Raw genomic sequence first — 25,575 nt, forward strand, 5'->3', positions numbered from 1 at the left:
GTGGGCGTCGCGTCGGACGGCTTTGGCGTCCGCGGCGGGGTCTATTCGTCGAGCGTTGCTTTGCGGTGACGGAACTCTTCTTCGTCGATTTCCCCATTCGCAAAGCGGCGCCGGAGCGCTTCCTGCGCGTCCGAGTCCGGGGGACGGGTGCCATTGTCCCGCAGCCTGAGTACCAGAAACACGATCAATGCGATCACGGCGCCCCAGAAGGCGAGCATCATGAAGCCGCCCATAAAGCCATAGCCTCCGCCCCATATGTGACCTGTCCAGGAGCCTGGACCATCAGCTCGCGCCATGCTGGCGGGCAAGCTGGCCAGCAACGTTGGAATGAGCGTTTTCAGTTTCATCTGTTTCTCCTTCGATTAGTTCGCTTTCATCCAGTGGGATGGTGACAACAGCGCGCAAACCCGCGCTGTTATGGTTGACCAGCTGGATATCGCCGCCATGGGATTGGACGATTGTCCTCGCGATTGAGAGCCCAAGCCCATAACCGCCCGTTTCCAGAGACCTCGATTGCTCGAGGCGATAGAAGGGATCGAAGACCTTTTCCAACTGGTCGACGGGAATGCCGGGCCCATTGTCATCGATGTTGAGTACGAGGTTCGAACCGTGGGTCGCCCAGCTGACTTTTGCGGCACCACCGTAGCGAACGGCGTTCTCAAGCAAGTTCCTCAGTGCCCTTCGGAACGCGTTGGGTCGAAGCCGCACGGCAACATCATCACTCGGGGCAAAGGTGCAGTGTGCCGCCATATCGCTGCACAAGCTGTCCAGAAAATTGCGCAGATCGACCACTTCGGAGCCTTCTGATCCGGTAAGGCCCCGTGCAAAGGTGAGCGTCGCTTCGACCATACTCTGCATCTCTTCGACCGATGCGATGAGGCTGTCCCGCGTCTCTTCTTCGTCAACCAGCTCCGCGCGGACACGCATAGCAGTCAACGGCGAGCGTAAATCGTGACCAAGCGCTGCGAGCATCCGTGTCCGATCACTGACAAACCGGGTCAGCCGTCGTTGCATGCGGTTGAAGGCGACGGTCAGATCCCTGACCTCGGTCGGCCCTGCGACGGTCAATTCAGGCACATCCTCGCCCCGGCCAAGATGGTCCGAGGCCTTCGACAGGTGCCGCAAAGGACGCGTCAGGCGCGTCATGACAAACCAGAAAATCGCCACCAAAAGCAGTCCGGCGGAAATTCCAAAGGTCAGCATCGAATAGAAAGGCCATTGGATTGGTGGACGCTCGAACCGCGTTCCGACATTCAGCCAACGCGCTCCCTTAATGGCGATCGACAGGTTCATTTCAACCGCTGTCAACTCTCCGCGCATCATCGCGAGATGCATTTCCGTCATTTCGTCAGAAAGATTGGGCAAGGGCCTCAATTCGCCCTCGATCTCGTGCAGTTCAACGCGAATATCGCGGCTGTAGCTATCGTCCATTAGCGCACGGATACGCCCTTCAACAAGGTCGCCATGCGAATGACTGGTGTGTTCCACACTCGGAGCGTCTGACAGATCAAACCGGATAAGTGGTGAATTTGCTGCGCGAAGGATGGAATTCTGCAGGTCCAACGGGGCCTCTTCGATCAACCGCGCCACATTCGCTGCGCGTCCAGCAGCCTCGAACCCCAAAGCAGCACGGATGGCCAGGCTGCGCTCGTCAGCGAACAGGAACAGGCTGATCGCCTGGGCCACGACAAGTGCCGCGACCACAAGCAGGATCAACTGGCCGCTCAGAGATCTCATCGCACGGCGCATCACGGCGCATCCTCGACATCGGCAGCCAGGCAGTATCCGCCGTTCCGCACAGTCTTGATGACACTCGGTCGCAATACATCCGGCTCGATTTTGCGACGGAGGCGGCTGATCTGATTGTCGATGGTGCGATCCATCGGGCCTGCCGTCCGACCAGCGGTCAGGTCAAGCAACTGGTCACGGCTGAGCACCATCCGGGCGCGTTCCAGCAGGACCGCCAGCAATTTGAACTCGGAGGTCGTCAATGGCGTCTCGGTGGTGGACTCGTCAATCAGCACCTGCCGGTCGGTATCCAGTATCCAGTGCGCAAAAGAGACTTTCCTCCCAGCGAGGCTTCCGGCCACGGGTTCGTCGCGGTTGCTTCTCCGAAGAACCGACTTGATGCGGGCGAGCAGTTCTCGTGGATTGAATGGCTTGGCGAGATAATCGTCCGCACCGATTTCCAGCCCCACGATCCGATCCGTTTCCTCACCAAGCGCCGTCAGCATGATGATCGGAAGATCACCTTCTGGCGCAAGTCTGCGGCAAACCGACAAACCGTCCTCGCCCGGCATCATGACATCGAGCACGAGCAGGTCGAAGTGACCGGTGGCCAGCTTGGCATCCATCTCCACGGCATCCCTGGCGACGGTCGTGCGCATTCCGTTCTTCTCCAGAAAGCGCGCGACGCTTTCACGTATCTGTGCGTGGTCATCCACGATAAGGATATGAGGTGGCGGTCCCATGGTGTCTTTCCTAAATCATCGTTGCATCGTGTTTCATGGGCAGAATTGTAGCCATTTGTATCAGGTCAGTCCCTTGCTACAGATGGATACAAATCTGTGCCTGCACCGTGTCGTGCTCCCGGGTAGCGTTGCTGGCATGTTATGTGACCTTTGGGATCGCAACCGATCAAAGGATGAGGTTTTCGAATATGGCTCTTGATTTGAACCGGCGCCGTTTCATTCTGGGTGCTCATATGACGGTGCTGACCGTCACGGCGTCACCGCTGCTGGCGCAGAGCCGATCTGTCTGGTCGGCAGAGAATGCCTTTGACGCGCTTCTATCGGATACGGCGCGGATCATCGATGTCAGAACGCGCGAAGAGTGGCAAGAAACCGGCGTAGGTGCTGGTGTATGGCCGATAAGCATGCACGCGTCCGGTTTTCCGGACCGATTGTTCAGGGCGAAGGAACTGAGCGGTGATCGCACCGTTGGACTGATCTGCGCCACTGGCGGACGCTCCGCATCGCTGCTTCGAGCGTTAAGACAAGCTGGTTATTCGGGCTACGCCGATATCTCGGAAGGGATGTTGGGATCAGGCGAAGGGCCTGGCTGGATTGCATCGAACTTGCCGACCGTTCCGGTGGATGTCGCCCTGAACGGGTTGCCCCCCGCGTTGGCCTGACCTGTGAAGAATCAATCGGTCCAGTTGTGCTAAAAAGCCTGATGTATGGTCAGATTGACCTGTTTGAATAGGAAGACGGGTTTGGGGGGTATGACCGAGTTGATGGCCATGTTTGTCGGAATATGCGCGGCGATCCTGATGGGAATTGTCCATCATTATGCGTTGTCGGGCATTCTGAAGTTTTCCCCGCAGCGGTCGGATGGCTCCGGCTTTCGGATCATCCTGACGTTTTCCGCGTTGCTGTTGCTGCACGTATTGGAACTTGTGACGCTCGCCGTGTTCAACACGATGGTGGTGGCAAGCGTTCTGCCGCAATCGTTCAGCAACAGCCCGCCGATGTTTCAGGATGTTCTCTATGTTACGGGCATCTCGTTCTCGACCCTTGGCTATTCGTCCATAGAGGTGGTCGGGCCCTTTCGACTGTTGCTGATGCTGCAATCGCTTTTGGGCTTCATGTTGCTGACCTGGTCAGCGACGTTTCTTTACTCAGCCTGCCAGCAAGTCTGGCAGAAGGCGAAAGATGACTGAAAATCGCCACGCGCGTCGGACATGAACCGGGCGTCAGCGTCAAATGCGTCCTGATATCGGTCCTTTGACCTCCCCGTGGAACGGTTGAGTGAGCGCCGCGTTGCGCGCGTGGATGAATAACCCTTGACCTTCCAGTTGCTGGAATCCCTAGGTACCAAGCCATGGCACAGATTTTCAAAAAGACAGGCGATCACTTATCGCACCATCGACACGGGGATATCTTGAAATTTCCCGTATGGGTTGGCGTGTTGATTGTCTTGCTCTCAATGCCGGCTCACTTGTTTTTGGATGAAAAGAGCTCGATAGCTCTTGCTTCGATCACGCTTGCTTTGATTGGCGGTGCCTATATCGGCTTTGGCGCCGCGGACGGCAGAGCGCGCGTGTTCTGGGCAGAGCTCGCCGTGGCCCTTTTGTTCGGCTCGGCAGCCTTCCTGGGGCTGATATGGCATTGGGCCTTCCTCCCCTTGGGCTTGGCCCTGCACGCCCTTTGGGACATGTCACACCACAATTCTTATCGTCTCGCCCGGATTCCGAACTGGTATATTCCATTCTGCGTGGCCTTTGACCTTTTGGCAGCGACGTTCTTCGTTCTGCTCTATGCCGTGTTTTGATCCATGATGATGCGCGTTCTTCTTATTGCGGTGTTCCTGATGGGAGTCGTCGCATTGGCCTTCCCCGACGTCCTTGGCGTCGACATTCGCCTGCCGGATCGTGCGGAAATTGACCGCTGGATCGAGGCGGCAGGTCTTGCCGGACCAATTGTCATCGTGGCCCTTATGACAATCGCTATTGTCGCAAGCCCCCTGCCCTCGGCGCCGATCGCACTCGCCGCCGGAGCGGCTTATGGACACACGTACGGGACGCTCTTCGTCGTTCTAGGTGCGGAACTCGGTGCGCTTGCCGCCTTTGGTCTGGCCCGCGGCCTGGGTCGTCCCTTCGTTGAGCGTCATCTCGGTCAGAAGATTAACGCGGGCCTGTTCGGGTCCCAGAACACTCTGACCTTCCTGGTCTTCGGCAGTCGCCTTCTGCCGTTTCTGTCCTTCGATATGATCAGTTACGCCGCAGGTCTGAGCAAGCTGCATCTTTGGAGGTTCGCGCTGGCCACGATGGCCGGGATTATTCCCGCAAGTTTTTTGCTCGCTCACATGGGCAGCCAGGCGATGAACGGAGATTCCCGCACCGCCACATGGACCGCGCTTGCGCTCGGTGGCTTTACCGGCCTGTCGGTTCTCTTGGCCGCCACGCGAAAGACCGGCGCGCAACGGGAGGAGAGCTGATATGGCCAGTTGTCGCGTTGCCCTTAAATCTGAGACACGACGCGTTCGGGGATATTTTTTGCCCTTAATTATGAGATTCCACTGCCATCGCGCCTATGCTTTTCGCGCGCTGCCGGGCGATGTAATCAACCGCGGCAAGCAGACGTGGCTCCTTATCGAAGGCGCGCAATAGAGCAACCCTTGCATAGTCGTCGATGCCGGAGCTTGAGATGGCCGCTTTGACCAGTGGACGGGATTGGGCTGCATCAATTGCAGCAAGGCCAAACAGCCTTACTTCCAGCCTGTGGCCCTGAAGAGCGTATAACGGATCTCCGCGGAAGGCCTTTAATGATATGGCAAAGGTGACCGCGCGCATTGCGCGCCGAAATTGCTTGGAGCTGCGTAATCGCGCGGCGTATTCAAGCCGCGCGGCGCCGTTGCGCGCACGATTTATCAGCTTTTCGGGCATCTGTTCGCCACTGGCCTTGCCGAGCGTCGGCACAAGTCTCGTCCCACAAACCTGGCAGTCGAATGCCCAGGCTCGCCTCCAATGCTTGAGCGAAAGGCCCTCTCTGGAACATTGCAGGCAATGCTGGAATGGTATCTGGGCCGTCAGCGAGGCTTCTCGTGTCGTCATTGCTGGGAAGGTCAAAGATCGCACAACATCTGGGTCAATCCGTGCGGCGTTGGCAATCTTCGCCGCCGCAGCCGCGTCGACGTTGAAGTTCAAGGCGGTGCCATGCGCGGTATCGATTCTGAGATGAGCCAGTAGTTCCGCATCATCACAGTAGTTGGCCGCCGCCAGCCTAGACAACCAACCTGACAACAACTCGTCGGGCAGCGGCGCGACAGTCTTGGGCAGCGGGTGCGGCTTCACACCCCGGACTTCTCGAGCCGCCGATGGGGGTTCGCATGGCGCGACCAAACCGGCGTCCATTTTGCGATTGCGTCATCGGTGATGCATTCATCACCTGTGACAATGGCGTCGATGGAAAGATCCTTGATCAGGGCGAAGATGCGCGAGGTCACCCCGCCGGTCAGCGCAAGTATCTGCTTTAGTGACTTGACCTTCAGATTGGATTTCTTCTCGAGGGGCATTGCCGCGATGAGTGTCTGGATCATGTCCGAGAACTCGGCGTCGTCGCGCCAGTTTGGAAGGTGATGTTCGTCCAGCCGCCTGGCAAGCTGGATATCACCACGGATGGCATCGACGGCCTCGCTGACCCCCAGGCAGACCAGCGACACTTCGAGTTCATTGCTGAGATACCGCAGAACATTGAGAAAGCGGCGCTGTTCGCGGTGGGTCCCGGCCAAGAGGTTGTGGACTTCGTCGATCATGATCATCCGCAGGCCAAGGTCGCGCAAGAGCGCGACGACACGGACTTCGAGGGAGGCCACATTTTGAGCGCGCGCGCTCAGTGCCGTGGCCGGTGCCCCGACGGTCGCCAGGATGTGCAGATAGAACCGTCGTTCGTCGGGAGCTGGTGGTGCTTGTAACAGTAACAGCGGCGTTCGCGTAATTCCCGATGCTGGGTCATATTCCGGTGCATATCTGCGCGAAAGATTGCGGGCGATCATCGTCTTTCCGATCCCGGACGCGCCATGCACAAGAAGGCCAGGCATACGGGTTTGCCTTGGCGCTTCGATCATACACTGCAAACGGTCCAGAACTTGTTCGGCCCGCGGAAAGCCAATCCAGATATCCGATTGAATGAGGGTGATCCGACCGTCTTCCTCTGTTTTTCCTGCCCTCAATTCACCATCTCTCCACCTTGAACAATGGGCGCGATGTATCACCCGTATCGATCGCGCGCAGCCCTTCGGTTGTTGAGACGGCCGAGTTGGCGCCCTCCAATGTCCCTTTTCTTTCACGGGATCGGCGTTCGGCCCTCGTCAGGCTCCGGCTTTCAGACTCGATTTGGCGTTGCTGTCGGATCAGCTCAGCCAGGACCAGCTCATTGGACCCGGACTTGCCAAGGGCACGGGCATTCCTCATGGCTTCGCGATATTCCCAGAGCGACACAGGCGGAATTTCCAGGTTTCGGTACCGAGCTTCGACGTATCGGTCATTATCCAGTTCGACCCAGATCACCGAGAGGTCGCGAGGGTCGTAGCGGACGACCACCTTTCCATCCCCGCGCCCGATGTGGCCTGCAAGCGCATCGGACCAGTACCGTATCTGGAACAGATGGATGCCGTCACGCCTGACCTTGCGCAGTTCACTTGGCAGAAAGCTCACCCGAAAGGCTTCAATCTCGAAGGGGATATCGCCCATCATTTGCTCTGAGAGCGCCTCCCATTTGGCAACGGGCGTGCAGCCAAGACTTGAATGAATGCTGTTGTTGTAGCGGCAGATTTCCAGAGCAAACCAGCGATCGAAGTCGCTTAAGGTCATCGTGGCCATGCCCTCGGCGTCATAGTCGCCCTTGGCCACGACCGAGGATTGCGTTGTTCCAGGCAACAGGTGCACGGCCCCCATCATCGTGCCGATCAATCGTTCGATGTGCCCTCCGAAATGAGGACTGCCTGGCGGCCGATAGACCAGATCGATCCCCCATTCCGCACATGCCGACCGAAAGGCATGCGACCGGAAATCGCGCCCGTTATCGACGTGGATGCTATGCGGTTTACCCTGCGCGGGCCAAGGAACATTGCGCACCAATTCCGCCAGAAGTTCCGCCTTGGGGGCCACAGCCTGTGTCAGGCAAAGCGCCACCGACAGACGCGAAGGTGCCTCGAGAGAGGTGTAATATCCGGTCACCATCCGCGTTGCGACGTCGATCGCCAGCGTGACCCAAGGCCGCCCAATTGGTTTGCGTTCAAAACTGTCGACGAGAATGATGTCCGCAGGCGTATGGTCGATTTGCACGACCTCCAGTGGCCGGTTTGCCTTGTTGTCGCCTACGACCGGCGCAAATTTCTGGCGGGCCGCCTTTGCGCCTTCGCGTGCCTTGGCAATTTCACGGGCATCCATTGCATCCAGCCTGCGCTGAACCGTCCGACGTGTCGGCGGTTGCAAGCCCTGCTGCCAGCACGCGCTTCGGATTTCTGTCACGATGCGCGACAGGCTTGGGCGTTCCCGCCGTAAGAAATAACGGCGAAGATGTTCTTCGATCACCGCTTCCACCTTGCCGGATATCAAGGTTGTACCAGTCGGGCGGCCCCGTTTCCGAGAAGCCAGCGCGCTGGTGCGCCCACCCTCTTCGGCCAGACGCTTTATCCAGCGCCAGACAGTCGCCCTGCTGACACCAAGCTCCCAAACGGCGTCATTGATGCCACTTTCCAGACTGCCAGTTCCTTTGAGATATGCCTGAACAAGCGGACGCAGAACGGCCGCCCTGCGCGCCTCCTCAGCACCAGCGGCAACGAAGTCTTCGCGATCATCATCCATCAATATTTGCCACACGAAGCTGCGAACCCTGTCTCAGGTTTAAGGGCAAAAATATCGGATTTAAAGGCAAAATATCATATTTAAGGGCAAAGCAAGGCCGTTGATTTCGTTGGATTTCTCATCTCACAATTAAGGGCTACGCGACAACCGGGATCAAGGTCGAAGGTGAAGGCGAGTGGCACGCACGCAAGCATGGCGGCCCGAAACGGCGCGTCTGGCGCAAGCTCCACCTTGGGATCGATGAAGAAACGTTGGAGATCCGGGCCGTCGAAGTCACCGGGAGCCACATCGGTGATGCGCCCATCCTACCCACCTTCTCGACCAAATCCCGCAGGACCAGGAAATCGGTAGCGTTACGGCTGATGGCGCCTACGACACGCGCAAATGCCACGATGCGATTGCAGATCGCGGTGCCCATGCCGTCATCCCGCCCCGCAAGAACGCGAAGCCCTGGAAGACGATCACCGCCGGAGCCGTGGCGCGAAATGAGGCCCTGCGCGCGGCGAAATACCTGGGCCGCGCGCTCTGGCGACGATGGAGTGGATACCACCGCCGAAGCCGCGTCGAGACAAAGATGCATTGTATCAAGTTGCTGGGCCAGCGGCTCATGGCACGGGACTTCGATCGACAGGTCGCCGAACTCCAGGTCCGCATCGCCGTCCTGAACGGCTACACCGCGCTCGGAATACCCGTCACGGAAGCTGTGGGATAAGTCCGTCCGGGGAAAGGGGAACCTCGGCCTTAAGCCGATTTGTGCATCAGAGCCCTTGACACTAATAATTAGCTATCTATGTTTTTCCCGGCGATGGTTCCCCGGAAGAGGAGCCGGATTTCATCGCTGCATCAAACTGGAGGAAATTCATGTCACGGACAGCCAATTTGGCCGGCCCGCGTTCGCGGACCGGAATGGTGGTGCTTTGCCTCGCTCTGACCGCGGGCTTCGCCCCGCTCGCGTCGGCGCAGGAGCAGCCCGCCTTCAACGAACATGCGGGAACCCTGCCGGACGGGACGGCATGGCTGATCCGCGTGCCCGAGAACTGGAATGGTCGACTACTCAGGGATCTGGATTTCGCCAGCAACGTTTCGGTCGCGTCAGCGGTCCAGCGGTATGACGACCTGCTCGGTCGTGGCTATGCCTTCGCCGGGCTCGCCCGGCACCCGCTGCGCCTGTGGCAATACGATCCGCAGCGTGAAATCCTGAATCTACAAGCTGTTCAGGACATTTTCACGGACCTGGAGCGCGCTCCTGACATGGTGCTGCAATACGGCTGTTCTGGCGGAGGGCTCGACAGCCTCGCTTCGGCCGAGGATTACCCGGACAGGATCGACGGTGCCGCCGTGCTTGCCGCCCATACGCCGGTCTGGATCATGAGCAGTTTCCTGGATGGCTGGTTCGCCATGCAGACCCTGCTGGGCGAAAGCTATGAGGCCGCTGGGCACGGTCCGGCCAGCGATCTCGCCATCGTCGGCCTGCCCAATGCCGGAGCGGGTGGCGAGCGCAGCCTTGACGCGATCCGTGCGTCCTGGATGGCCGCCATCGAAACGGCGGGCGAAAGCCCGGAGGGCCGCGCGCGGCTGGCGCTTGCCTTCGCCATCGGACAGTGGTCGCCGTGGATGGTCGAGGGGACCGAACTACCCGACACCGCGGATGCCGGCGCCATGGCCGACATGATCGTGGCCTCGGCGCTGCGCATCGGCGGTAATGTTGGCGGGTCCTCGCGGCTTCTGTTCGAAAACGCCGCATCGGGGCAGCAACTTTCCGGGAACGAGGGGGTCGACTATGCCGCCTTCTACCAGAATGCCGCACCCGCGATGGCGCGGACGGTTGAGGCGCTCTACGAACAGGCCGGTTTGGACCTTCAGGCCGACATTGCCAGGATCGACGCCGCCCCCCGCATCGCGGCCTCGGATTATGCGCGCGATTTCTGGGCCGCAGACGGGCGCACGACGACCGGCGATCTGCAGGTTCCGGCGATCCGCATCCACATGCTGGGCGACTGGGCCATTCCCTACACGCTGATGGAAGGCTACGGCGCGCTGGTGCAGGAGCAGGGTACCGGCGATCTGTATCGGCAGTCGCTGGTCCAGGGCACGGGCCATTGCGAGTTCACGGCTGCCGAAAGCACGGCCATCGTCGAGACCCTGGTCGAACGGATCGAAACGGGCGCCTGGCCCGAGACATCGCCCGAGGCGCTGAACGCCGCAGCCGAGGCGCTGGAAACCGGGAGCGCCCCCCGGTTCATCGAACACGGTGATTGGCGCGTGGCAGCCTATAACCGGCCCTGGGTTCCGGCAGAATGAGCCGATGGGGAACTGGCGCTGCGCCGGTTCCCCCACAGGTCCGGTGGCGCAAGTCATTGGTGGACCGTCGCCAACGCGCAGTGGGCATCTCTGGCGAGGGCAAGTGTTCCCATGTCTGGACGACCCCTGCTGCGCAAGCTGGGAATTGACGCGCCTATGCCGAAAGCAGTCATGTCTACGGCCTTTGTGGTGCGGTCTAGCCGCTGGCCCAGATGAAGTCCGCGGATCGGGTCCCAATCAAAATTGCGCGCTTTCTGCGCCTTGACCCCCTGGGGTGTCCCGATCCCCGGTTCGACCGGTTTGTCATCTCTTCTCAGCTTCACGCATTCCGTCAGCGGTTCCGCGCTCAGGAGACAGGGGCCGCGTAGATCTCGTTGCGGCGCAGGAGCGCCCAAGCGATCCGGGCAGTCTTGTTGGCGAGCGCGACCGCAACGACTTTCGGTCGCTTGCGTGCTTTAAGCCCAAGCATCCAAGCCTTGCCGGCATCGCCCTGCCTTGCAAAGCGAAGCACCGCAGTCGCGCCGGAAACGAGCAGTCGCCGGATATATCCATCACCCTGCTTGCTGATCCCGGTCTGTCGATCCTTGCCACTGCTTGAGTTCGCCCGTGGCGTCAGGCCTAGCCAGGCCGCGAACTGTCGTGCCGAGCGGAACAGGCTCGGATCCGGAACATTTGCAGCAATTGCGCTGGCGGTGATCGGTCCGATACCGGGAATGGTCGCCAGTCGCCGGCTCGTCTCGTGCGTCCGGTGCCACTCGAGGATCCGTTTCTCCAGGGCCTCAGCCTGATCGGCAATCGCCTCCGCTTGGCAGATCAACGCATGGATGGCAGCCGCAGCATGGTCAGGCAACCGTTCCTGGTTCTCTCGGAAGTGGGTGTCGCCTTGCCCTTAAATCCGAGACACGGCGCGTTTTCCGGCCTTTCTTGCCCTTAAATTTGAGATGAGGTGGCTGAACCGCCGACGCGTAGTCGCATCCGCTGAGCAATCTGGTCGACGGTTGCAAGCAGTCGGGGCTCCTTATCGTAGGCGCGAAGCAGGGCAACTCGTGCGTAGACGTCGATGTCCATGCTGCACAACGCAGCCTTTACCAGTGGACGTGATTGGGCGGAGGCAATGGCGGCAAGGCAGAAGAGCCTTATGTTCGGGCGGGGGCTTTGAAGCGCGAAGAAAGGGTCTCCACATAAAGCTTTGAGTCCCATCGCGAAGGTGACCGCCCGCATGGCTCGGCGTAGTTGACGCGCGCTGCCCGACACCGCGACACGCTCCAGGATCCGTGCCCCCCGGCGGGCACGATCAACCAGCTTTTCGGAGACCGCTGCGCCATTTTGCCTGTCGGCCTTTGGAAGAAGCCGGGCACCACAAATCTGGCAGTCGAACGCCCAGGCCCTACGCCAGTGCCTGAGCTCAAGGCCGCCATCAGCGCAGCTTGTGCAAGCCTGGAACGGCACCTGTGCGGTCAACCGCATCTCTGCTTCCGGCATCGCCGCGAAAGTCATCGACGACACGAACGCTGGATCGAAGCGCGCCGCAACGGAAATCCTATCCGCGGCCAGCATGTCGAGATCAAAATCAAGGGCTGCAGCATATTTTGCGTCGATCCCGATATGGGCGAGCAGGTCTGCTACCTCGCAATGATTGGAAGCGGCCAGTCGCGATAACCAACCAGAAAGCAACTCGTCCGGCACTGGCGTCACCGATATCGGCAGCGGGATACACGTCACGCCCCAGATTTCTCGAGCCGTCGCTGAGCGTTTGCATGGCGCGACCAGACCGGTGTCCATTTTGCGATGGCATCATCAGTGACGCACTCGTCACCGCTGATGATCGCGTCGATGGACAGATCCTTGACCAAGGCAAAGATGCGGGACGTCACCCCGCCAGTTAATGCGAGGATCTGCTTGAGCGACCGCACTTGCAGATTGGATTTCTTCTCCAGCGGCATGGCCGCGATCAATGTCTGGATCATATCCGAAAACTCGGCATCATCGCGCCAATTCGGCAGGTGGTGTTCATCAAGCCGACGGGCCAGTTGGACATCGCCGCGAATGGCATCGACGGCTTCGCTGACACCGTAGCAGACCAAAGATGCCTCCAGCTCGTTGCTGAGATACCTCAAGACATTGAGGAACCGGCGCTGTTCCCTATGCGTGCCCGCAAGAAGGTTGTGGACTTCGTCGATCATGATCATCCGCAGCCCGAGGTCGCGCAAAAGGCCCACGACCCGAACTTCCAGCGAGGCAACACTCTGCGCCTTCAGGCTCAGCGTCGACGACGGGGCTCCGACGGCTGCGAGGATGTGCATATAGAACCGCCGCTCATCAGGAGCGGGTGGCGCCTGCAACAGAAGTAACGGGGTGTGGGTGACGCCCGACTCCGGATCATACTCCGGCGCATAGCGTCGCGACAGGTTGCGGGCGATCATTGTTTTGCCGATGCCGGACGCCCCATGCACCAGAAGGCCAGGCATGCGGGTCTGCCGCGACATCTCAATCAGACCATGCAGCCGGTCCAGCACTTGCTCCGCTCGGGGAAAGCCGATCCAGATGTCCGATTGAATGAGGGCGATGCGGCCGTCGTCTTCAGTTTCTGCCCTCAATTCACCAGCGCTCCACCTTGAACATGGGGCGCGATGGGCGTTGTTGCAGAAAGTCGGCCTGAGTTGTGAGTGCCCCTTTCCCATTCAGTTTCATGCCACGCGGACGACGTGGGCGGTGCCGAGCGCGTTGAAGCGATTGACAAGGGCGACCCGGATGTGGATTTCGGCGGTTTGGCGATCTGGATCCCGCGCGGCGATGCGCTCACCGAAGGCCTTCAGGCATCGCATCTTGGCCTCCACTCGGCTACGGGCGTGGTATCCGGTCCACCGCTTCCAGAATGCCCGACCGTAGTGACGCGTGGCGCGCAGGGTTTCGTTGCGCGCCTTGGCAGCCGGGCAGTCCTCTTTCCAAGCTCGACCGTTCCTTCGGGTCGGTATGATTGCCGTGCCACCGCGTGCGATGACGGCGCCGTGGCAGCGGCGGGTATCGTAGGCACCATCCGCGGTCACGGTGCCGATGTCCTCGTCCTCGGGGATCTGGCCCAACAGGTCCGGCAGGACTGGGCTGTCGCCTTCCCGGCTAGGGGTGAACTCGACGGCCCGGATATCCGAGGTGGCGATATCCATCGCCAGATGCACCTTGCGCCATTGGCGGCGGCCCTGAACGCCATGCTTGCGGGCCTGCCATTCGCCGTCGCCAAGAAACTTGATGCCGGTGCTGTCCACCAGAAGATTCAGCGGCCCTTCGGCACGGCGATAGGGGATCTGCACCTTGAGGGTCTTCTGTCTGCGGCACAGCGTCGAGTAGTCCGGAACGGGCCAGTCTAGCCCTGCCAGGCGCAGGAGGCTCGCGACCATTCCGGCTGTCTGCCTGAGCGGTAGCTTGAACAGAACCTTGAGCGACAGGCAAAACTGGATCGCGGCATTCGAAAAGACCGGCGGGCGCCCTGGGCGTCCCTCATGCGGCGCGTGCCAGGTCATCTCCTTGTCCAGCCAGATCAGCAGCGATCCGCGCTTCCTGAGCGCATCGTTGTAGCTGGACCAGTTCGTCGTGCGGTAGCGGGCGGGCTTGGGCTTGCTCATGCAGATCGTCTAACCGCATGGATTCCCGATGTGAATCCTTCACCGACTGAGTTCTGCAACAACGCCCAGTGCATCACCCAAAAAAAGGGAAACGACGCCAGACCGAGAAGCCTGACGCCGCGCTAGAAAAAAACCCCTGAACACGGTTCTTCTAGCGCAGTGTCCGAACCCCTGCAACCAGCAAAGTGTTTTTGCTGGCAAGAATGTTGTTTGCTCTCGACATGGCATCGTCTCTCTCAGGAGATACGACCATGGAACCAACGACTGGCCTGATCCTAAGGCGGATCACGCAGACAGACCTCTCTGTTTCGGCGCACAAACTGGCCACGCTCATCCTCGACGGAATTGCGTGGAAGGACGGGTATAACGGCCTGCCCCGCGGCACGGCTGCCTTCACCCTGTCCTCTCTGGCAGCGAAGATGGGCGTCTCGCGCCAGTACCTGAGCGTTCTGCTGAGTGAGCTTGAAACTTCTGAACTGAAGCTTGAGCGCGAGAAGTCGAACGGCAAGTTCGCCCCCTGGCTCTTCCGCTTCGCGGCCTTTGACGACGGCGAACAGACCCACGATCTCGTGTCAGACGGAGACGACACATCACTATCTAGAGAAGAATCTAACAAAACTATATTCACAGGACAGATCAACATTGACGGTTGCTCGAACGTGTTCCGAACATGCTGGGCCGAGCTGATCAAGGCCGCGAAGAGCGCCCTACCCTGCTGGAACGTCGATACGCAAGTGATCTGGGAACGCTTCCTTGCCTTCAACCGGGCCCGTGGGAACAGCAAGGTTCCGGCCGGTTTCCTGCTCGGCTTCATGCGCCGGTGGCGCACCTCGCTTGGAGAAGCGACGCGCCCACCGGCTCTCCCCGCACCACAGCCGGTTCAAGAGCCACGAGAGCGCGAGCTGCACGAACAGATCAAGGCTGCGCCAAGCTCGAACCGCCAGTTTCACGCGTCAGACCTGTGTCGCGTCATAGGGCAAGCGGCGTACGATGCGCGCATTGTCGCCGTGATCCGGCAGTTCGGTTGCCCGAGGTTCACTGCTACGCTTGCAGTCCACGGGCGTGCAGTCCTGGCGGGCGAAATCTCGCGGTGATGATGGATCGGGTGCCACAACTCTGGCCAGAACGTATTCAGTCAGGGCAGTTCTGGGATCAAAGCAGGTCGGCGAATTGCTCCAGGTCGGCAACCGTGGCGACCAACCCCTGCTGTGTCAGGATCGCGAGATACTCGTCGACGCTTTTGAGCGGATTCTTGAGGCGCGCGCGAACTTTCCGCAGCGCGGAACAGACCAGACCGGGCGCGAGAGACAGTTGGTTCCGGAAAAAGTCGTCAGGGTGTTGGGTCTCGATGCCAAAGGGCGCAAGTGCCGCTGGTGGGAAGTCCTTCAGGTTCTGCGTGACGATCGCGTCACAGCGCCCAACGATTGCCGCCGCCAGAACGTGCCGATCGTCAGGGTCCGGCAGTGTTAGGGCCGGCACCAATGCCTCGTAGCCGGTGACCAGACAGTCGCGTGTGGCCCTGTCCATCAAGTCGCGAGTTCGTTCCAGCGCGGCGCGCTCCCGATGAGGTTCATTGCGCAGAAGCGCATCAATCCACTCCCGATGGATATCGGCCGTCCACTTGGCCTTGAAAAGGTCTGTGACCGCCAACTGCATCAGTGCATCGCGCATCGGCGCGGGATAAAGGACGTTCGCATCGAACAGGACCGTGTACTGGCTCATTTCGAGCGGTAGCCCATGTCCTGCTCTTGAGCGTCGGCGGCCAGTTGATCGAGCGCAGCTTCACGCTCGGTATCGATCGCGGCCTTGTAGGACATCACGTCTTCCATGCGGACGCGGCGATGCTTGCCGACCTTCCGATGCGGTATGGCACCATCCTCGAGCAGCTTGATCAGGAACGGACGCGAGACGTTCAGAACCTCAGCGGCCTGTACGGTCGAGAGTTCGGCGTTCTCGGGGATGATGGTGACCCCCCGCCCCGCTGCCATCGCCTCGAGGATCTCCATGAGCAGCGATACGGCGCCCGCAGGAAGCTCGATCGGCTCCATCTGCTCGGAGTCCGTCACACGAAGTTTCAACGGCGCGCGCGCCTGGGCGAAGCGTGACAATGCCTGGCCAGAGACGCGCGCAATCGCTGCGTCCTGCGGCGTGGGCGGAAGATGTCGGTGTGCCAGCATGTTCATGGTGGTCTCCTCTCCGGTTTCTGTTCTCTACCACCATATATGAAATAAGTGCAACAAATGCATTAAGTGTTGGTGAGTTTCTGCGCGCCCTGCCGCGTGCTCGCGGTTATCGCTGCTGTCGAGTGAGCGGGTGAGACCCACGCTAACCTTCAGTTTGTCGCCTTCCACATCCTGAACCGCCCCTGTCCTGTCACCTCGCGGATCAGACCCCGCTCTTGCATCCATGCAAGGTTGCGCTGAACAGCGGCGCGACTGGCACTCGTCAGGGCCTGGGCCATTGGCGCAGAGACGAGCGGCCATTCGGTCAGCACTGCGCGCAAGGCCGGCGGCGTCCTGCCCGAGAGCAATGTCATTTCGGCTTCCGCCCGCGCCGACCATGCCTCGATATCGTCAAGGTGCCGCACCGCGGTCAGGCACGCGGCTTCCATCCCGTATAGCCAGCGTTCCAGACGTTCGAACGGTGAACCACCGGCTCGTAGTCCCCCTGCCCCGCCCATGGCCAGAGGCGTGAAGACTGCGCCTCTTCCATCGCTGGCCGCGATCCGCGCAGCTGCGACAGCCGCTTCCATACGGTCGTCGTGCTGCCCGAGCCCCGCGAGGCGCCAGAGGTGAAAGCCCGCGCAAGCGCGAGTGATCGGGTGCAGGTCCGTGGCCTGCCCCATCAGATCCAGCCAACCGCTCGCGCGATCCACGAACGGCTCGGTCTCATCACTGATGTTCTCGGGGTCGCGACGGTCGAGGAAGGCGGAAAGGTCCTGCTCCGGTCCCGGTCCACCCGTCAGTCGCCGAATCGCCCATCCGACTCGCGCCAGCGCCGCCGTGTCGTCCTGGACACCGGACAGGCGCAGCGAGATCCAGAGCGCCAGCCGGTCTTGGCTGATGCGGTCACCGGTGTGCCAGCTCAAATCTGCGGCCTCCATCAGCGCAAGCCGATGCCGCCATCCTTCCGGTCCGCGCTTCAACCGGTCGTCCAGCGCGCCGACGCGACCGGCCACACGGGCAAGACGCGCGGCCTGCCCGCCCTCTGCCTTCCGCCATTCGTCGAGGACCTCGGTTTCACGCGGTTCGGCCCGTGGTCCCGGCGGCAAATAGTCCGGCTCGTCGTCCATCGGACCGGGCAGAAACCACAGGTCGTCCTCAGTGTCGCAATTGCTTTGCCGTTTCATCAAAAAGTTCTTACAGGATTCCAGTAGGATGAAGCGTAATCCGACGTGTGTTTTTACGTTTCGATTTCAATTTTTAACTCGCGTTTCAACAAGCGAGAGAATGGGGCAGAAGATGGGGTTTAGAAACCGTGGCGCGGCGGGTTCATGACGTTGCGCGAAAATGAAGCGTCCGACGACGCTTGGGCCAAAGCAACGCGTATCGCGCGAGAGCTGGATCGCATTCTGGACGGGCAAGAGCCAATGCGCACCGCAGTTGCTCGGGCCGCATCCGAGTTGCGTCTCTCGACGCGCCAAGTCTACAACCACCTGCGCCGATACCGCACCGAGCGCCGGGTTTCTTCGTTGCTGCCAAGAACAGGTGGGGCGAGGCGCGCAAGGATCAGCCCGGCTGTTGAAAAGATCATTGCGGCAACGCTTCGGGAGCTTTGGCTTCGGCCCGAGCAACCGGACCTTGCGCCGATTGTCGATGAAATCCGCACCCGTTGTGTCAGCGAGGGTCTTGATCCGCCCGCCTATGTCACCGTTTCCAAACGTATCCCACGGCTGTTCACGCCTGAGGAGATTGCACGACGGCGACATTCAGGAGGGAAAAGCCTGCGACGTCTGAAACCCCGCCCAGGCTATATCCGAGCCAAGCACGCACTCGATGTCGTTCAGATAGACCATACCCCCGCCGACATCCAGTTTGTGGAAGTCATCGATGGTCAGGGCATTTATGCTGGACGCCCCTATCTCACTATCGCAGCCGATGTTGCAACAAGCGCGATTATCGGCTTCTGCCTGACCCTTGAGCAGCCTTCACGCCTGTCGGTCGCCCTCTGTCTGGCGCAGGCGATGTGCCGCAAGGAGGACTGGCTGGCAGCGCGCGACATCAATCATTCCTGGCCGATGTTTGGCCGCCCGAAGAAGGTCGTCGTGGATTCCGCCATGGAATTCAGAAGCACCAGTTTCATCCGGGGTTGTGCCGAGTACGGGATTGCAATTCAAAGCCGGAACAAGGGGACCGTCCATCGTGGCGGGGTTGTCGAACGGCTTCTAGGCAAGGTGAATACGGTGCTGCGCTCCCTGCCTGGCAAGACCGGGCGTTCCATCGCGGATCGGGGTGAGTATCTGTCCGAAGACCGTGCGAGGCTCAACTTTGCAGACCTCGAACGCTGTATCGCGCTGGCGATTATCGATCACAATCTTAGCCAGAATGAACGCAAGCTGACAGTCCCGACCAATGAATGGGAACGAAAATGCCGTCAGCCGGACGGCCGGGAAGACAACCCTTTCGATGTTCTGCTCAGCTTTCTCCCGAACAAGACACGCAGGATTTCACCTCAGGGTGTCAGCCTGTTTGCCAACGACTATTTCGATCCATGGTTGGGCCCGTTGGTCGCCCGCCGTGATCGATTGGGTGCTCTCGATGTTCGTTATGATCCTCGGGACATGAGTCACATCTACATCAAGGATCCCGATACAGGAGCCTGGCGCCCTGTGGAGCGGCGGGATGGACTGCTTGAGGCGGTCACCCTCTGGCAGCACAGGGCCGAGAGAAGCCGAGCGCGCGAAACCGGCCGACGCCCGATCGAGGAGAAGACCGCGATCCGCCGCGAAATCGCGGCGACCGTGGATGCCTCAGCAACGAAGAAGCAAAGGCTGAAGGAAATCGCACGGGCCAGGCATGCGACTAATGCGCCGAAACCCTACCAGAGCCTCACTTCTTCCCCGACACCAATCCGCGAAACACCTGACCCTGAGCGCCCGCGCCGCGTCTTTCCGGTTGAGGATTGGTGAAATGACGGATCACCTCCTGGACTCCGCCGCATCACTTCTCGATGCCGGTGACGCGTGCCGCATCGCCCATATCCGGACGGCCCGTTGGATCAGCCATCCTGTTGCAAGTCGCGCCCATAACGCCATGCGTCTGCTACTCGATCGGCCAGTAACTTTGCGCCCCAGAGGGCTCTTGCTGACGGGCCCTTATCACAATGGCAAGACGATGATCGCCGAACGCTTCGCGATTGAACATTTGCGTCAGTCAGAACGTCAAAGGATCTGGGTGATCCAGACCCGAGAAGGTGCCGGACTGTCTCACTTCTATGCCAGCATTCTTGCCGGGTTGCGCGCGCCTCAGGCCTCTGGTTGGCGAAGCCTGTCGCGCGCGGGCGAGCAGGTGGATCATTTGCTGGACAGCTTGAAACCCCGCCTGCTCATCTTCGATGAGTTTCACAGCGCCCTTCGAGGGCGCCGACAGGACGTGAAAGCTATCTTTTCGTTCCTGCGCCGTATCGCACGTGTCCACGACATTTCGCCCGTACTGGTTGGCGAGGTTGCGGTCTATGACGCGGTACACGACACCGAGGAAATGGGATCGCGGTTCGATACGATCCCTATTCCCAGATGGGCGTATGACGAGGATTTCGCGACGCTCCTCGATAGTCTTGAGACCAGCATGCCTCTCGCCCGAGCCTCGGACCTGTCGCGACCGTCACTGGCTGAGATCATCCATGAATTGTCAGAGGGCTTGATCGGAGAGGTCGTCGATATCGTGAGCAACGCGGCTATCAAGGCGATAAGGAACGGCGAGGAACACATTTCTGAAGCGACCATTACCTCGCTTGGTTACACGCCCCTGTCGAAACGCCGAAATGCTCCTTTGCGCCGCGAAATGATGTGAACCAGTCTGCGTCCGAGATCACAGTCACACCTGCGCGCGACTACGGCAATGAGGTGGGGCAAGGCTGGCCCGGCGTTGTTGCACCGGCACCCGGAGAGCTTCTGTCGAGCTGGCTGCATCGGCTGGCCATGGCCAATGGAATTCCACCTCAATATTTTGGGCGGGTTCTGGATGTCGCAGTTGGAGATTGGTCTGCGAAGCTTGACCGAGACCTTCCCGGGCGAATCCTCAGTTTGCTGGTCGAGCGAACCCGGTTGCCCGCCGAGGAGATTGATGGCCTGGCTTTGCACCGCGACCCGCTGGCCCGGTTGCGAGTGCGGCAGATCACAGGATCAGGAGATGCCCGCACATCGACCGCTCGGGTCAATCGCCTGCAATATTGCCCGGCATGCCTGAAAGAGGATCGCGCACCGTTCTTCCGGCGCGGCTGGAGCCTGGCGACGCGCGTTTCCTGCTTTCGGCATGGATGCCGCTTGCGCGATCACTGCCCTGCCTGCGGCGGCGGCATTGCGCCTGCTCGACAGAACCGGCTTCTGCCGCAACATTTCTGCGTCTGGTGTGATGCTGATCTCCGAAAACCCACCCTGCCCGCCGAGTATGATGTGCAGCGTCTCGAACGGCTCATCGACGATTTGCTTCGAATGCATGTTGCAGGACATGGACGGCATGGAAAGACATCCCTGCCCGCCATGCTTGGGGCGGCTTGTTTCACGTTCAATGGCCAGCCGACGTCAATTTCGCGCTTGCCGCACCGGGTCCGCTACGCATTGTTCCGCCAGTTGGCCGATGGAATGACGCACCTCCAAAAACGTTCCGTGCATCCTGCAATTTACCTCTGGACCCGCATTGCACTGGCTGCGCCCAAGCATTCCGACTTGGTGGCGTCATTGAGTGCAGAGATCACGTTACAGATCACACCGGGACCAAAGACGCGCTCCAGACATCCTGATTTGGCGGACTTACAACAGGTCATCGTTCGCCTTCATTCAAACCGCCGCACATCATTGGCAACGGCTATGCCTGCGCATTGATGACCCCTGCATCCTCCATCTGCTCCCGATCGGGCAGGTCCTGCAGCGACTCCAGATCGAACGCGACCAGGAACTGCTCCGTCGTCACATAGGTATAGGGTGCTCCACGCCGCGGCGACCGTGGACCGGTTCCGATCAACCCGCGCGCATGCAGTCGCCCGATCAGATCGCGGCTGATCTCCTTGCCGAAGATGTCCTTCAGCCCGTCCCGGGTGATCGGCTGGTGGTAGGCGATGGCAGCGAGCACCGCGACATCGTATTCGTCCAGGTCCAGAAGCTGTTCGCCCACATCCGCAGCGGCCCTGATCGCTGGGGCGTAGGTGGGCCGCGTGCGCAACATCCAGCCGCCGGCCACCTGCGCCACTTCGAAGGATCGTCCTTCGAGATCGGCGACCAGGTCTTCGACCAACAGATCGACCGAAGCCCCCTGCCCCACCACGCGCGCGAGGTCCTCGCGCGGCACCGGCGATGCACTGGCGAAGAGAACGGCTTCAATCCGCCGCATCCATTCACGCCAGCGCAATTCGGTTGGCAGATCGTCCAATTCCCGATCGAAATCAGTTTCGGCGTGATCCTTGGCCATCGCTCAGATCCCGTAGAGCCGGAACGTGTCGCGGCCGGTCAGCTCGCGCACCGCGCCGAGATCGACCAACCGGTCACAGAGCCGCCGTGCAGACCGGTCCGGTAGTGGCAGGGCCGCAGGCGCGACGGCATCTTGGGTCAGGAATATCGCGACGGCGGCCTGCGCGCCTTTGGCGCGCAGCTTTGGCGCGACCGCTTTGAGATGCGCTGCCCGCCGCGCGAGGTCAGTTGAGAGGCGCACGGCATCGACCGCCGATGAGACGAGCGCACGATGACAAGCCGAGCGTAGGTCTTCGCCTCGCTTGCGCATGTCGGCGCACTTCAGGCCTGCGGCCAGAAGCGGCACGACATGATCCCAACCAAGCGCCTGAGCGAGGGTCGCGTCAGCAAGGACGAGTGCGGGCGCCTCGGCACGGGGGGCATCGTTTAGTACCGCCTCCAGCACCATTGCCGCGCGACTGACCGCTGCCCCCTGCCCGGCATCGAGCCAACGCGCGATCTGATCACCCTGAAGTTCAGGCAGCGCCCGGACCAGAGCTTGTACGGCCACCGGCCTTTCCGTGGCGCGACGCCACGCCAGACAGGTTTCGCCTGCCGGGCCGGGCAGGTCGCCGGGGCGCAGCAGATGCACCACGTCGCGCAGCTCCCTTGCCCGCTCCGGCCGGCCCGAAAACGCGACACAAGCCTCCGTTGCGCGCAACGACAGCCGATCCCGTAACAAGGCTTGGGGGACCGCCTCTCGCCCCAACACAAGATGCAGGTGGCTCAGTGCTGCGCCCGACAAAAACGCCACATCTTCAAGGGTTTCGGCGCGTGCCGAGGTGACCCAGGGCGGCATCCGGGGTAAGCTATCAGGGTCGCTGTCGAAGGTTGAGTGGGCATATGTCATGCCACAACACTATCTTGCGGCGGCGCTTTTGGCTACCATATAGTGTAGAAACCGCCCCTCTTTGCCGAGCCTTTATATGTCCAATAACCTTGTGTTATCGGACGTAAAACTGATATGCTCGGAAACATGAGCAGTCTCACGAATAACGGCACCAGAATCGAGGATTCCGACGCGTCTGACGCAGAGATTTCGAGCTCAGCGTCCTATGACTCGCTGAACAGTGACGAACACGACGAGAGAACCTCTCGGGACCGAGCCTCAATCGCTCTGCCCGCTCATGTGGCCGGCTCCGGCGCGCTCGACCGGCTGATCGACACCGCGCGCGACTACGCCGAGGCCTCAACAGCTGAGAACACCAATAAGGCCTACTCGGCCGACTGGAAACACTTCACCCGTTGGTGCCGGTTGAAAGGGACGGATCCCCTGCCCCCCTCGCCCGAGATGGTCGGGCTCTATGTGGCGGACCTGGCCGCCGCGACTGGTAAGGCCCCTGCTCTCTCGGTCTCCACCATTGAGCGGCGCCTCTCCGGCCTCGCTTGGAACTACAGGCAGCGCGGGTTCACTCTTGATCGCAAGGACCGCCATGTCGCCACCGTTCTGGCCGGGATTAGGCGCAGACACGCGCGTCCGCCGGTTCAGAAGGAAGCGATCCTGCCCGATGACATCCAGGCCATGGTGGGCACCCTTCCCTATGATCTCCGCGGGCTTCGAGACCGGGCGACCTTACTTCTGGGCTATGCTGGAGGTCTCCGTCGCTCCGAGATCGTGAGCCTTGACGTGCACAAGGATGATACACCGGACTCCGGCGGTTGGATCGAGATTTTCGAAGATGGCGCTCTGCTGACGCTGAACGCCAAGACCGGGTGGCGCGAGGTCGAGGTCGGGCGCGGCTCAAGCGACCAGACCTGTCCTGTCCACGCACTTGAGCAATGGCTGTATTTTGCAAAGATCGACTTCGGGCCGGTCTTCGTGCGAACATCGCGGGATGGCAAACGTGCGCTCGAGGCCCGCCTTTCCGACAAGCACGTCGCACGGCTGATCAAAGCAACCGTTCTGAAGAGCGGCGTCAGATCCGATTTGCCGGAAGCCAAACGGCTGGCAATGTTCTCTGGCCATTCCTTGCGCGCCGGGCTCGCCTCGTCGGCAGAGGTTGATGAGCGTTATGTTCAAAAGCAACTCGGACATGCGTCGGCCGAGATGACCCGGCGCTACCAGCGCAGGCGCGACAGGTTCAGGGTGAACCTGACCAAAGCCGCAGGGCTGTGAAGCTCAGGAATCTTGACGCGTTGGTGAAGCGCTAAGATGAAATTCCAGCGCTTCAGTTTCAGCTTACTGCTTCAATTGAAATCAGGAACTAAACGCGACACTTCGTGAGCCTCCTCATCCCCCTCGGTAGTGATGAGGGGGTCGTCGAAATCATCAAGAAAAGTAGATGCTTGTGGCTTCATATGTGCATAATAATAGTATTATGCACATTACCCAAGCGGTTTTGTGGCCATTGCCCATGCTCTTTATATAGTATGCGCGCGCGACCGCCGGCGGAACCTCTCAGATTGCGCTCAGTGCAAGGAAACCAAGGGATTGTGTGCCAGCACGACGAGAAAACACTTGCTTGCATTCGTTTACTAACGGTCGTTTAGTAACGGTATATGAAATTGCAAACGGCCGATTTTCATGCCCCTGATAGGCTATGCGCGCGTATCCACAGAGGATCAGACCCCCCTGCCCCAGTCTGAGGCCCTGCAAACTGCGGGATGCGTCGAGATCTTCGAAGAGCACGCCTCAGGCGGCAATCGTGCCCGGCCGGTGCTTGCCCGCTTGCTGGAGCGCATTAGCAAGGGCGACACGCTGGTTGTCGTACGGATCGACCGGCTCGCACGGTCTCTGTCGCACCTTCTCGAGGTGATCGAACGGTTGGAGGCCAAGGGGGCGTTCTTTCGTTCCATTCAGGACCCGATCGACACCGGATCCCCGCAAGGCAAGTTCACGCTGCAGGTTCTGGGCGCCGCGGCCGAGTTCGAGCGGGCGCTGATCCGGGAACGTACCAAAGCAGGGCTGGCGAGCGCCCGTACCAAGGGCCGGGTCGGCGGGAACCCTGGACTGCGGGCCAAAGACCCTGCTGCTCTTCGCAAAGTACGGCTGGCGCGACAAGACGGCTACATGGAGCGTCTGAACGAGACGGCACAAGATTGGGTGCCCCATGTGCGCCGGTTGCGACCCGACTTGGCCTGGGAAGACGTGGTGCGCATCATCAACGGCCCCTTGCCCGAGGCGCGTCGCTGGACCCAAAGCCGTCTCTTGCGCGCTGTGAAGGCCTATGTCGGCGACGGCTTCCTGCCGGCCGAGGTGCTAGCCCGCGCCGGGCGCCGCGAAACCGACGACCGTCTGCCCGCCATCGTCGCCGGCATCAAGGGCGCGGACCCCGACATCACGCTTCAGGCGATCTGCACCCGGCTGGAAGCGATGCGCGAACGCACGCCTCGTGGCCGAACAAGATGGCAGCCGTCTTCGGTGAAAATGCTGTTGGAGCGGGCGGAACGACTTGGCCTCATGCCGTACGAATCGAGCCAAAATCAGATGTAGCTTCTGACCCGAATCCAAAAAATTTCACCGGGAGAAAACTCCGCAGGAGGCAGAAAGTGCCATTAGTTGCTTGGGGTTAGCTGCTAATATGCCAACTCAACAGAGTAGCGGCTCGATTTGGTTAGATCTGCATTTAATATATCTATATCAATGACTTGCTGAGTTTTTTACACGACAACACCTATAGGTGTTGTGGATAACTTTCACACTACATTTAGATTCTTCTTGCCGGACTCACTGGATCGTGGCA

25 protein-coding genes and 2 pseudogenes are annotated in these 25,575 nt (G+C 60.4%); 12 read left to right on the top strand and 15 right to left on the bottom strand.

The annotated features are described in order from the left end of the window. Positions 1 to 41 precede the first annotated feature (41 nt). The 3 genes from GAL_RS22845 to GAL_RS19960 are packed head-to-tail and all read right to left on the bottom strand — an operon-like array spanning position 42 to position 2,471. The gene (locus GAL_RS22845) at positions 42 to 347 is read right to left on the bottom strand and encodes an SHOCT domain-containing protein (protein ID WP_233486461.1); all 306 of its coding nucleotides are present in this window, start codon (positions 345 to 347) and stop codon (positions 42 to 44) included. Continuing rightward, on the bottom strand, positions 283 to 1,749 hold the full coding sequence (locus GAL_RS19955; protein ID WP_024099404.1) for an ATP-binding protein: 1,467 nt from the start codon (positions 1,747 to 1,749) through the stop codon (positions 283 to 285). Before GAL_RS19955 ends, GAL_RS22845 begins: the two co-directional genes overlap by 65 nt. Further along, a complete protein-coding gene (locus tag GAL_RS19960; protein ID WP_007803380.1) occupies positions 1,749 to 2,471 on the bottom strand; it encodes a response regulator in 723 nt (240 codons plus the stop codon). The genes GAL_RS19955 and GAL_RS19960 overlap by 1 nt, the downstream gene beginning before the upstream one ends. A 188-nt stretch (positions 2,472 to 2,659) precedes the next feature. Here GAL_RS19960 and GAL_RS19965 point away from each other — a divergent pair, with 188 nt between their 5' ends. From GAL_RS19965 to GAL_RS19980, 4 genes are all read left to right on the top strand, one after another. After that, entirely contained in the window at positions 2,660 to 3,133 is a 474-nt protein-coding gene (locus GAL_RS19965) for a rhodanese-like domain-containing protein (protein WP_024099405.1), read from the top strand. Between the two features lie 90 nt (positions 3,134 to 3,223). After that, positions 3,224 to 3,661 (top strand): ion channel, encoded by a 438-nt coding sequence (locus GAL_RS19970; RefSeq protein ID WP_040104431.1) that lies wholly within the window; start codon positions 3,224 to 3,226, stop codon positions 3,659 to 3,661. Positions 3,662 to 3,822: 161 nt separating this feature from the next. Then, complete coding sequence (locus tag GAL_RS19975) at positions 3,823 to 4,272, top strand: DUF6010 family protein (RefSeq protein WP_024099407.1); 450 nt, start codon at positions 3,823 to 3,825, stop codon at positions 4,270 to 4,272. A 3-nt stretch (positions 4,273 to 4,275) separates the two neighbouring features. Further along, positions 4,276 to 4,938: a TVP38/TMEM64 family protein gene (locus GAL_RS19980; protein WP_024099408.1), complete on the top strand. Its 663-nt coding sequence runs from the start codon at positions 4,276 to 4,278 to the stop codon at positions 4,936 to 4,938. A 64-nt stretch (positions 4,939 to 5,002) separates the two neighbouring features. Here GAL_RS19980 and GAL_RS19985 read toward each other — a convergent pair whose 3' ends face one another. The 3 genes from GAL_RS19985 to GAL_RS19995 are packed head-to-tail and all read right to left on the bottom strand — an operon-like array spanning position 5,003 to position 8,308. After that, positions 5,003 to 5,794, bottom strand: coding sequence for a TniQ family protein (locus GAL_RS19985; RefSeq protein ID WP_024099409.1), 792 nt, complete (start codon positions 5,792 to 5,794; stop codon positions 5,003 to 5,005). After that, complete coding sequence (locus GAL_RS19990) at positions 5,791 to 6,714, bottom strand: TniB family NTP-binding protein (protein ID WP_235872058.1); 924 nt, start codon at positions 6,712 to 6,714, stop codon at positions 5,791 to 5,793. Before GAL_RS19990 ends, GAL_RS19985 begins: the two co-directional genes overlap by 4 nt. Beyond that, complete coding sequence (locus tag GAL_RS19995; RefSeq protein WP_024099411.1) at positions 6,674 to 8,308, bottom strand: Mu transposase C-terminal domain-containing protein; 1,635 nt, start codon at positions 8,306 to 8,308, stop codon at positions 6,674 to 6,676. The genes GAL_RS19990 and GAL_RS19995 overlap by 41 nt, the downstream gene beginning before the upstream one ends. A 143-nt stretch (positions 8,309 to 8,451) precedes the next feature. On the opposite strand from GAL_RS19995, the pseudogene GAL_RS22335 reads away from it, so the two are divergent. After that, a pseudogene (locus GAL_RS22335) lies at positions 8,452 to 9,020 on the top strand (IS5 family transposase); the annotation flags it as partial. A gap of 149 nt (positions 9,021 to 9,169) precedes the next feature. Continuing rightward, positions 9,170 to 10,609, top strand: a complete 1,440-nt coding sequence (locus GAL_RS20005; protein ID WP_024099412.1) for a hypothetical protein — start codon at positions 9,170 to 9,172, stop codon at positions 10,607 to 10,609. 346 nt (positions 10,610 to 10,955) lie between these two features. Here GAL_RS20005 and GAL_RS20015 read toward each other — a convergent pair. The 4 genes and pseudogenes from GAL_RS20015 to GAL_RS20030 form a co-directional block, all read right to left on the bottom strand. Next, positions 10,956 to 11,480, bottom strand: a pseudogene (locus GAL_RS20015) (IS110 family RNA-guided transposase); the annotation flags it as partial. A gap of 59 nt (positions 11,481 to 11,539) precedes the next feature. Beyond that, on the bottom strand, positions 11,540 to 12,391 hold the full coding sequence (locus GAL_RS20020; protein WP_081731462.1) for a TniQ family protein: 852 nt from the start codon (positions 12,389 to 12,391) through the stop codon (positions 11,540 to 11,542). Continuing rightward, positions 12,328 to 13,206 (bottom strand): TniB family NTP-binding protein, encoded by an 879-nt coding sequence (locus GAL_RS20025; protein WP_007803215.1) that lies wholly within the window; start codon positions 13,204 to 13,206, stop codon positions 12,328 to 12,330. The genes GAL_RS20020 and GAL_RS20025 overlap by 64 nt, the downstream gene beginning before the upstream one ends. A 90-nt stretch (positions 13,207 to 13,296) precedes the next feature. Next, positions 13,297 to 14,229, bottom strand: a complete 933-nt coding sequence (locus GAL_RS20030) for an IS5-like element ISRhba5 family transposase (protein WP_007803217.1) — start codon at positions 14,227 to 14,229, stop codon at positions 13,297 to 13,299. A 251-nt stretch (positions 14,230 to 14,480) separates the two neighbouring features. Here GAL_RS20030 and GAL_RS20035 point away from each other — a divergent pair, with 251 nt between their 5' ends. Then, positions 14,481 to 15,323, top strand: coding sequence for a hypothetical protein (locus GAL_RS20035; RefSeq protein WP_007803218.1), 843 nt, complete (start codon positions 14,481 to 14,483; stop codon positions 15,321 to 15,323). Between the two features lie 58 nt (positions 15,324 to 15,381). Here the strand turns inward: GAL_RS20035 and GAL_RS20040 are convergent, their stop codons facing one another. From GAL_RS20040 to GAL_RS20050, 3 genes are all read right to left on the bottom strand, one after another. Then, positions 15,382 to 15,951: a PIN domain-containing protein gene (locus GAL_RS20040; RefSeq protein ID WP_007803220.1), complete on the bottom strand. Its 570-nt coding sequence runs from the start codon at positions 15,949 to 15,951 to the stop codon at positions 15,382 to 15,384. Beyond that, the gene (locus GAL_RS20045) at positions 15,948 to 16,412 is read right to left on the bottom strand and encodes an excisionase family DNA-binding protein (RefSeq protein WP_007803221.1); all 465 of its coding nucleotides are present in this window, start codon (positions 16,410 to 16,412) and stop codon (positions 15,948 to 15,950) included. Before GAL_RS20045 ends, GAL_RS20040 begins: the two co-directional genes overlap by 4 nt. A 149-nt stretch (positions 16,413 to 16,561) precedes the next feature. Then, positions 16,562 to 17,578: a helix-turn-helix domain-containing protein gene (locus GAL_RS20050; protein WP_024099414.1), complete on the bottom strand. Its 1,017-nt coding sequence runs from the start codon at positions 17,576 to 17,578 to the stop codon at positions 16,562 to 16,564. A gap of 144 nt (positions 17,579 to 17,722) precedes the next feature. On the opposite strand from GAL_RS20050, the gene GAL_RS20055 reads away from it, so the two are divergent. Genes GAL_RS20055 through GAL_RS22015 form a run of 3 tightly spaced genes read left to right on the top strand, consistent with a single transcriptional unit; the run spans position 17,723 to position 21,271 of the window. Beyond that, positions 17,723 to 19,357, top strand: a complete 1,635-nt coding sequence (locus tag GAL_RS20055) for a Mu transposase C-terminal domain-containing protein (RefSeq protein WP_024099415.1) — start codon at positions 17,723 to 17,725, stop codon at positions 19,355 to 19,357. 1 nt (position 19,358) lies between these two features. Next, positions 19,359 to 20,240 carry a TniB family NTP-binding protein gene (locus tag GAL_RS20060; RefSeq protein ID WP_024099416.1) on the top strand — a complete coding sequence of 294 codons (882 nt, stop codon included), beginning with the start codon at positions 19,359 to 19,361 and terminating at the stop codon, positions 20,238 to 20,240. Between the two features lie 53 nt (positions 20,241 to 20,293). Then, the gene (locus GAL_RS22015; protein WP_158524451.1) at positions 20,294 to 21,271 is read left to right on the top strand and encodes a TniQ family protein; all 978 of its coding nucleotides are present in this window, start codon (positions 20,294 to 20,296) and stop codon (positions 21,269 to 21,271) included. Here the strand turns inward: GAL_RS22015 and scpB are convergent. Beyond that, the gene (gene scpB, locus GAL_RS20070; RefSeq protein WP_024099418.1) at positions 21,255 to 21,854 is read right to left on the bottom strand and encodes an SMC-Scp complex subunit ScpB; all 600 of its coding nucleotides are present in this window, start codon (positions 21,852 to 21,854) and stop codon (positions 21,255 to 21,257) included. The genes GAL_RS22015 and scpB overlap by 17 nt on opposite strands. A gap of 3 nt (positions 21,855 to 21,857) precedes the next feature. Beyond that, a complete protein-coding gene (locus GAL_RS20075) occupies positions 21,858 to 22,742 on the bottom strand; it encodes a DUF1403 family protein (protein WP_024099419.1) in 885 nt (294 codons plus the stop codon). A 126-nt stretch (positions 22,743 to 22,868) separates the two neighbouring features. Between GAL_RS20075 and GAL_RS20080 the strand changes: the two genes are divergently transcribed. Both GAL_RS20080 and GAL_RS20085 read left to right on the top strand, forming a co-directional pair. Continuing rightward, positions 22,869 to 24,008 (top strand): tyrosine-type recombinase/integrase, encoded by a 1,140-nt coding sequence (locus tag GAL_RS20080; RefSeq protein WP_043939875.1) that lies wholly within the window; start codon positions 22,869 to 22,871, stop codon positions 24,006 to 24,008. A gap of 408 nt (positions 24,009 to 24,416) precedes the next feature. Next, the gene (locus GAL_RS20085; RefSeq protein ID WP_024099421.1) at positions 24,417 to 25,325 is read left to right on the top strand and encodes a recombinase family protein; all 909 of its coding nucleotides are present in this window, start codon (positions 24,417 to 24,419) and stop codon (positions 25,323 to 25,325) included. The last annotated feature ends 250 nt before the right edge of the window (positions 25,326 to 25,575 follow it).

The sequence above is a fragment of the Phaeobacter gallaeciensis DSM 26640 genome, assembly GCF_000511385.1.
Taxonomy (GTDB): Bacteria; Pseudomonadota; Alphaproteobacteria; order Rhodobacterales; family Rhodobacteraceae; genus Phaeobacter; species Phaeobacter gallaeciensis.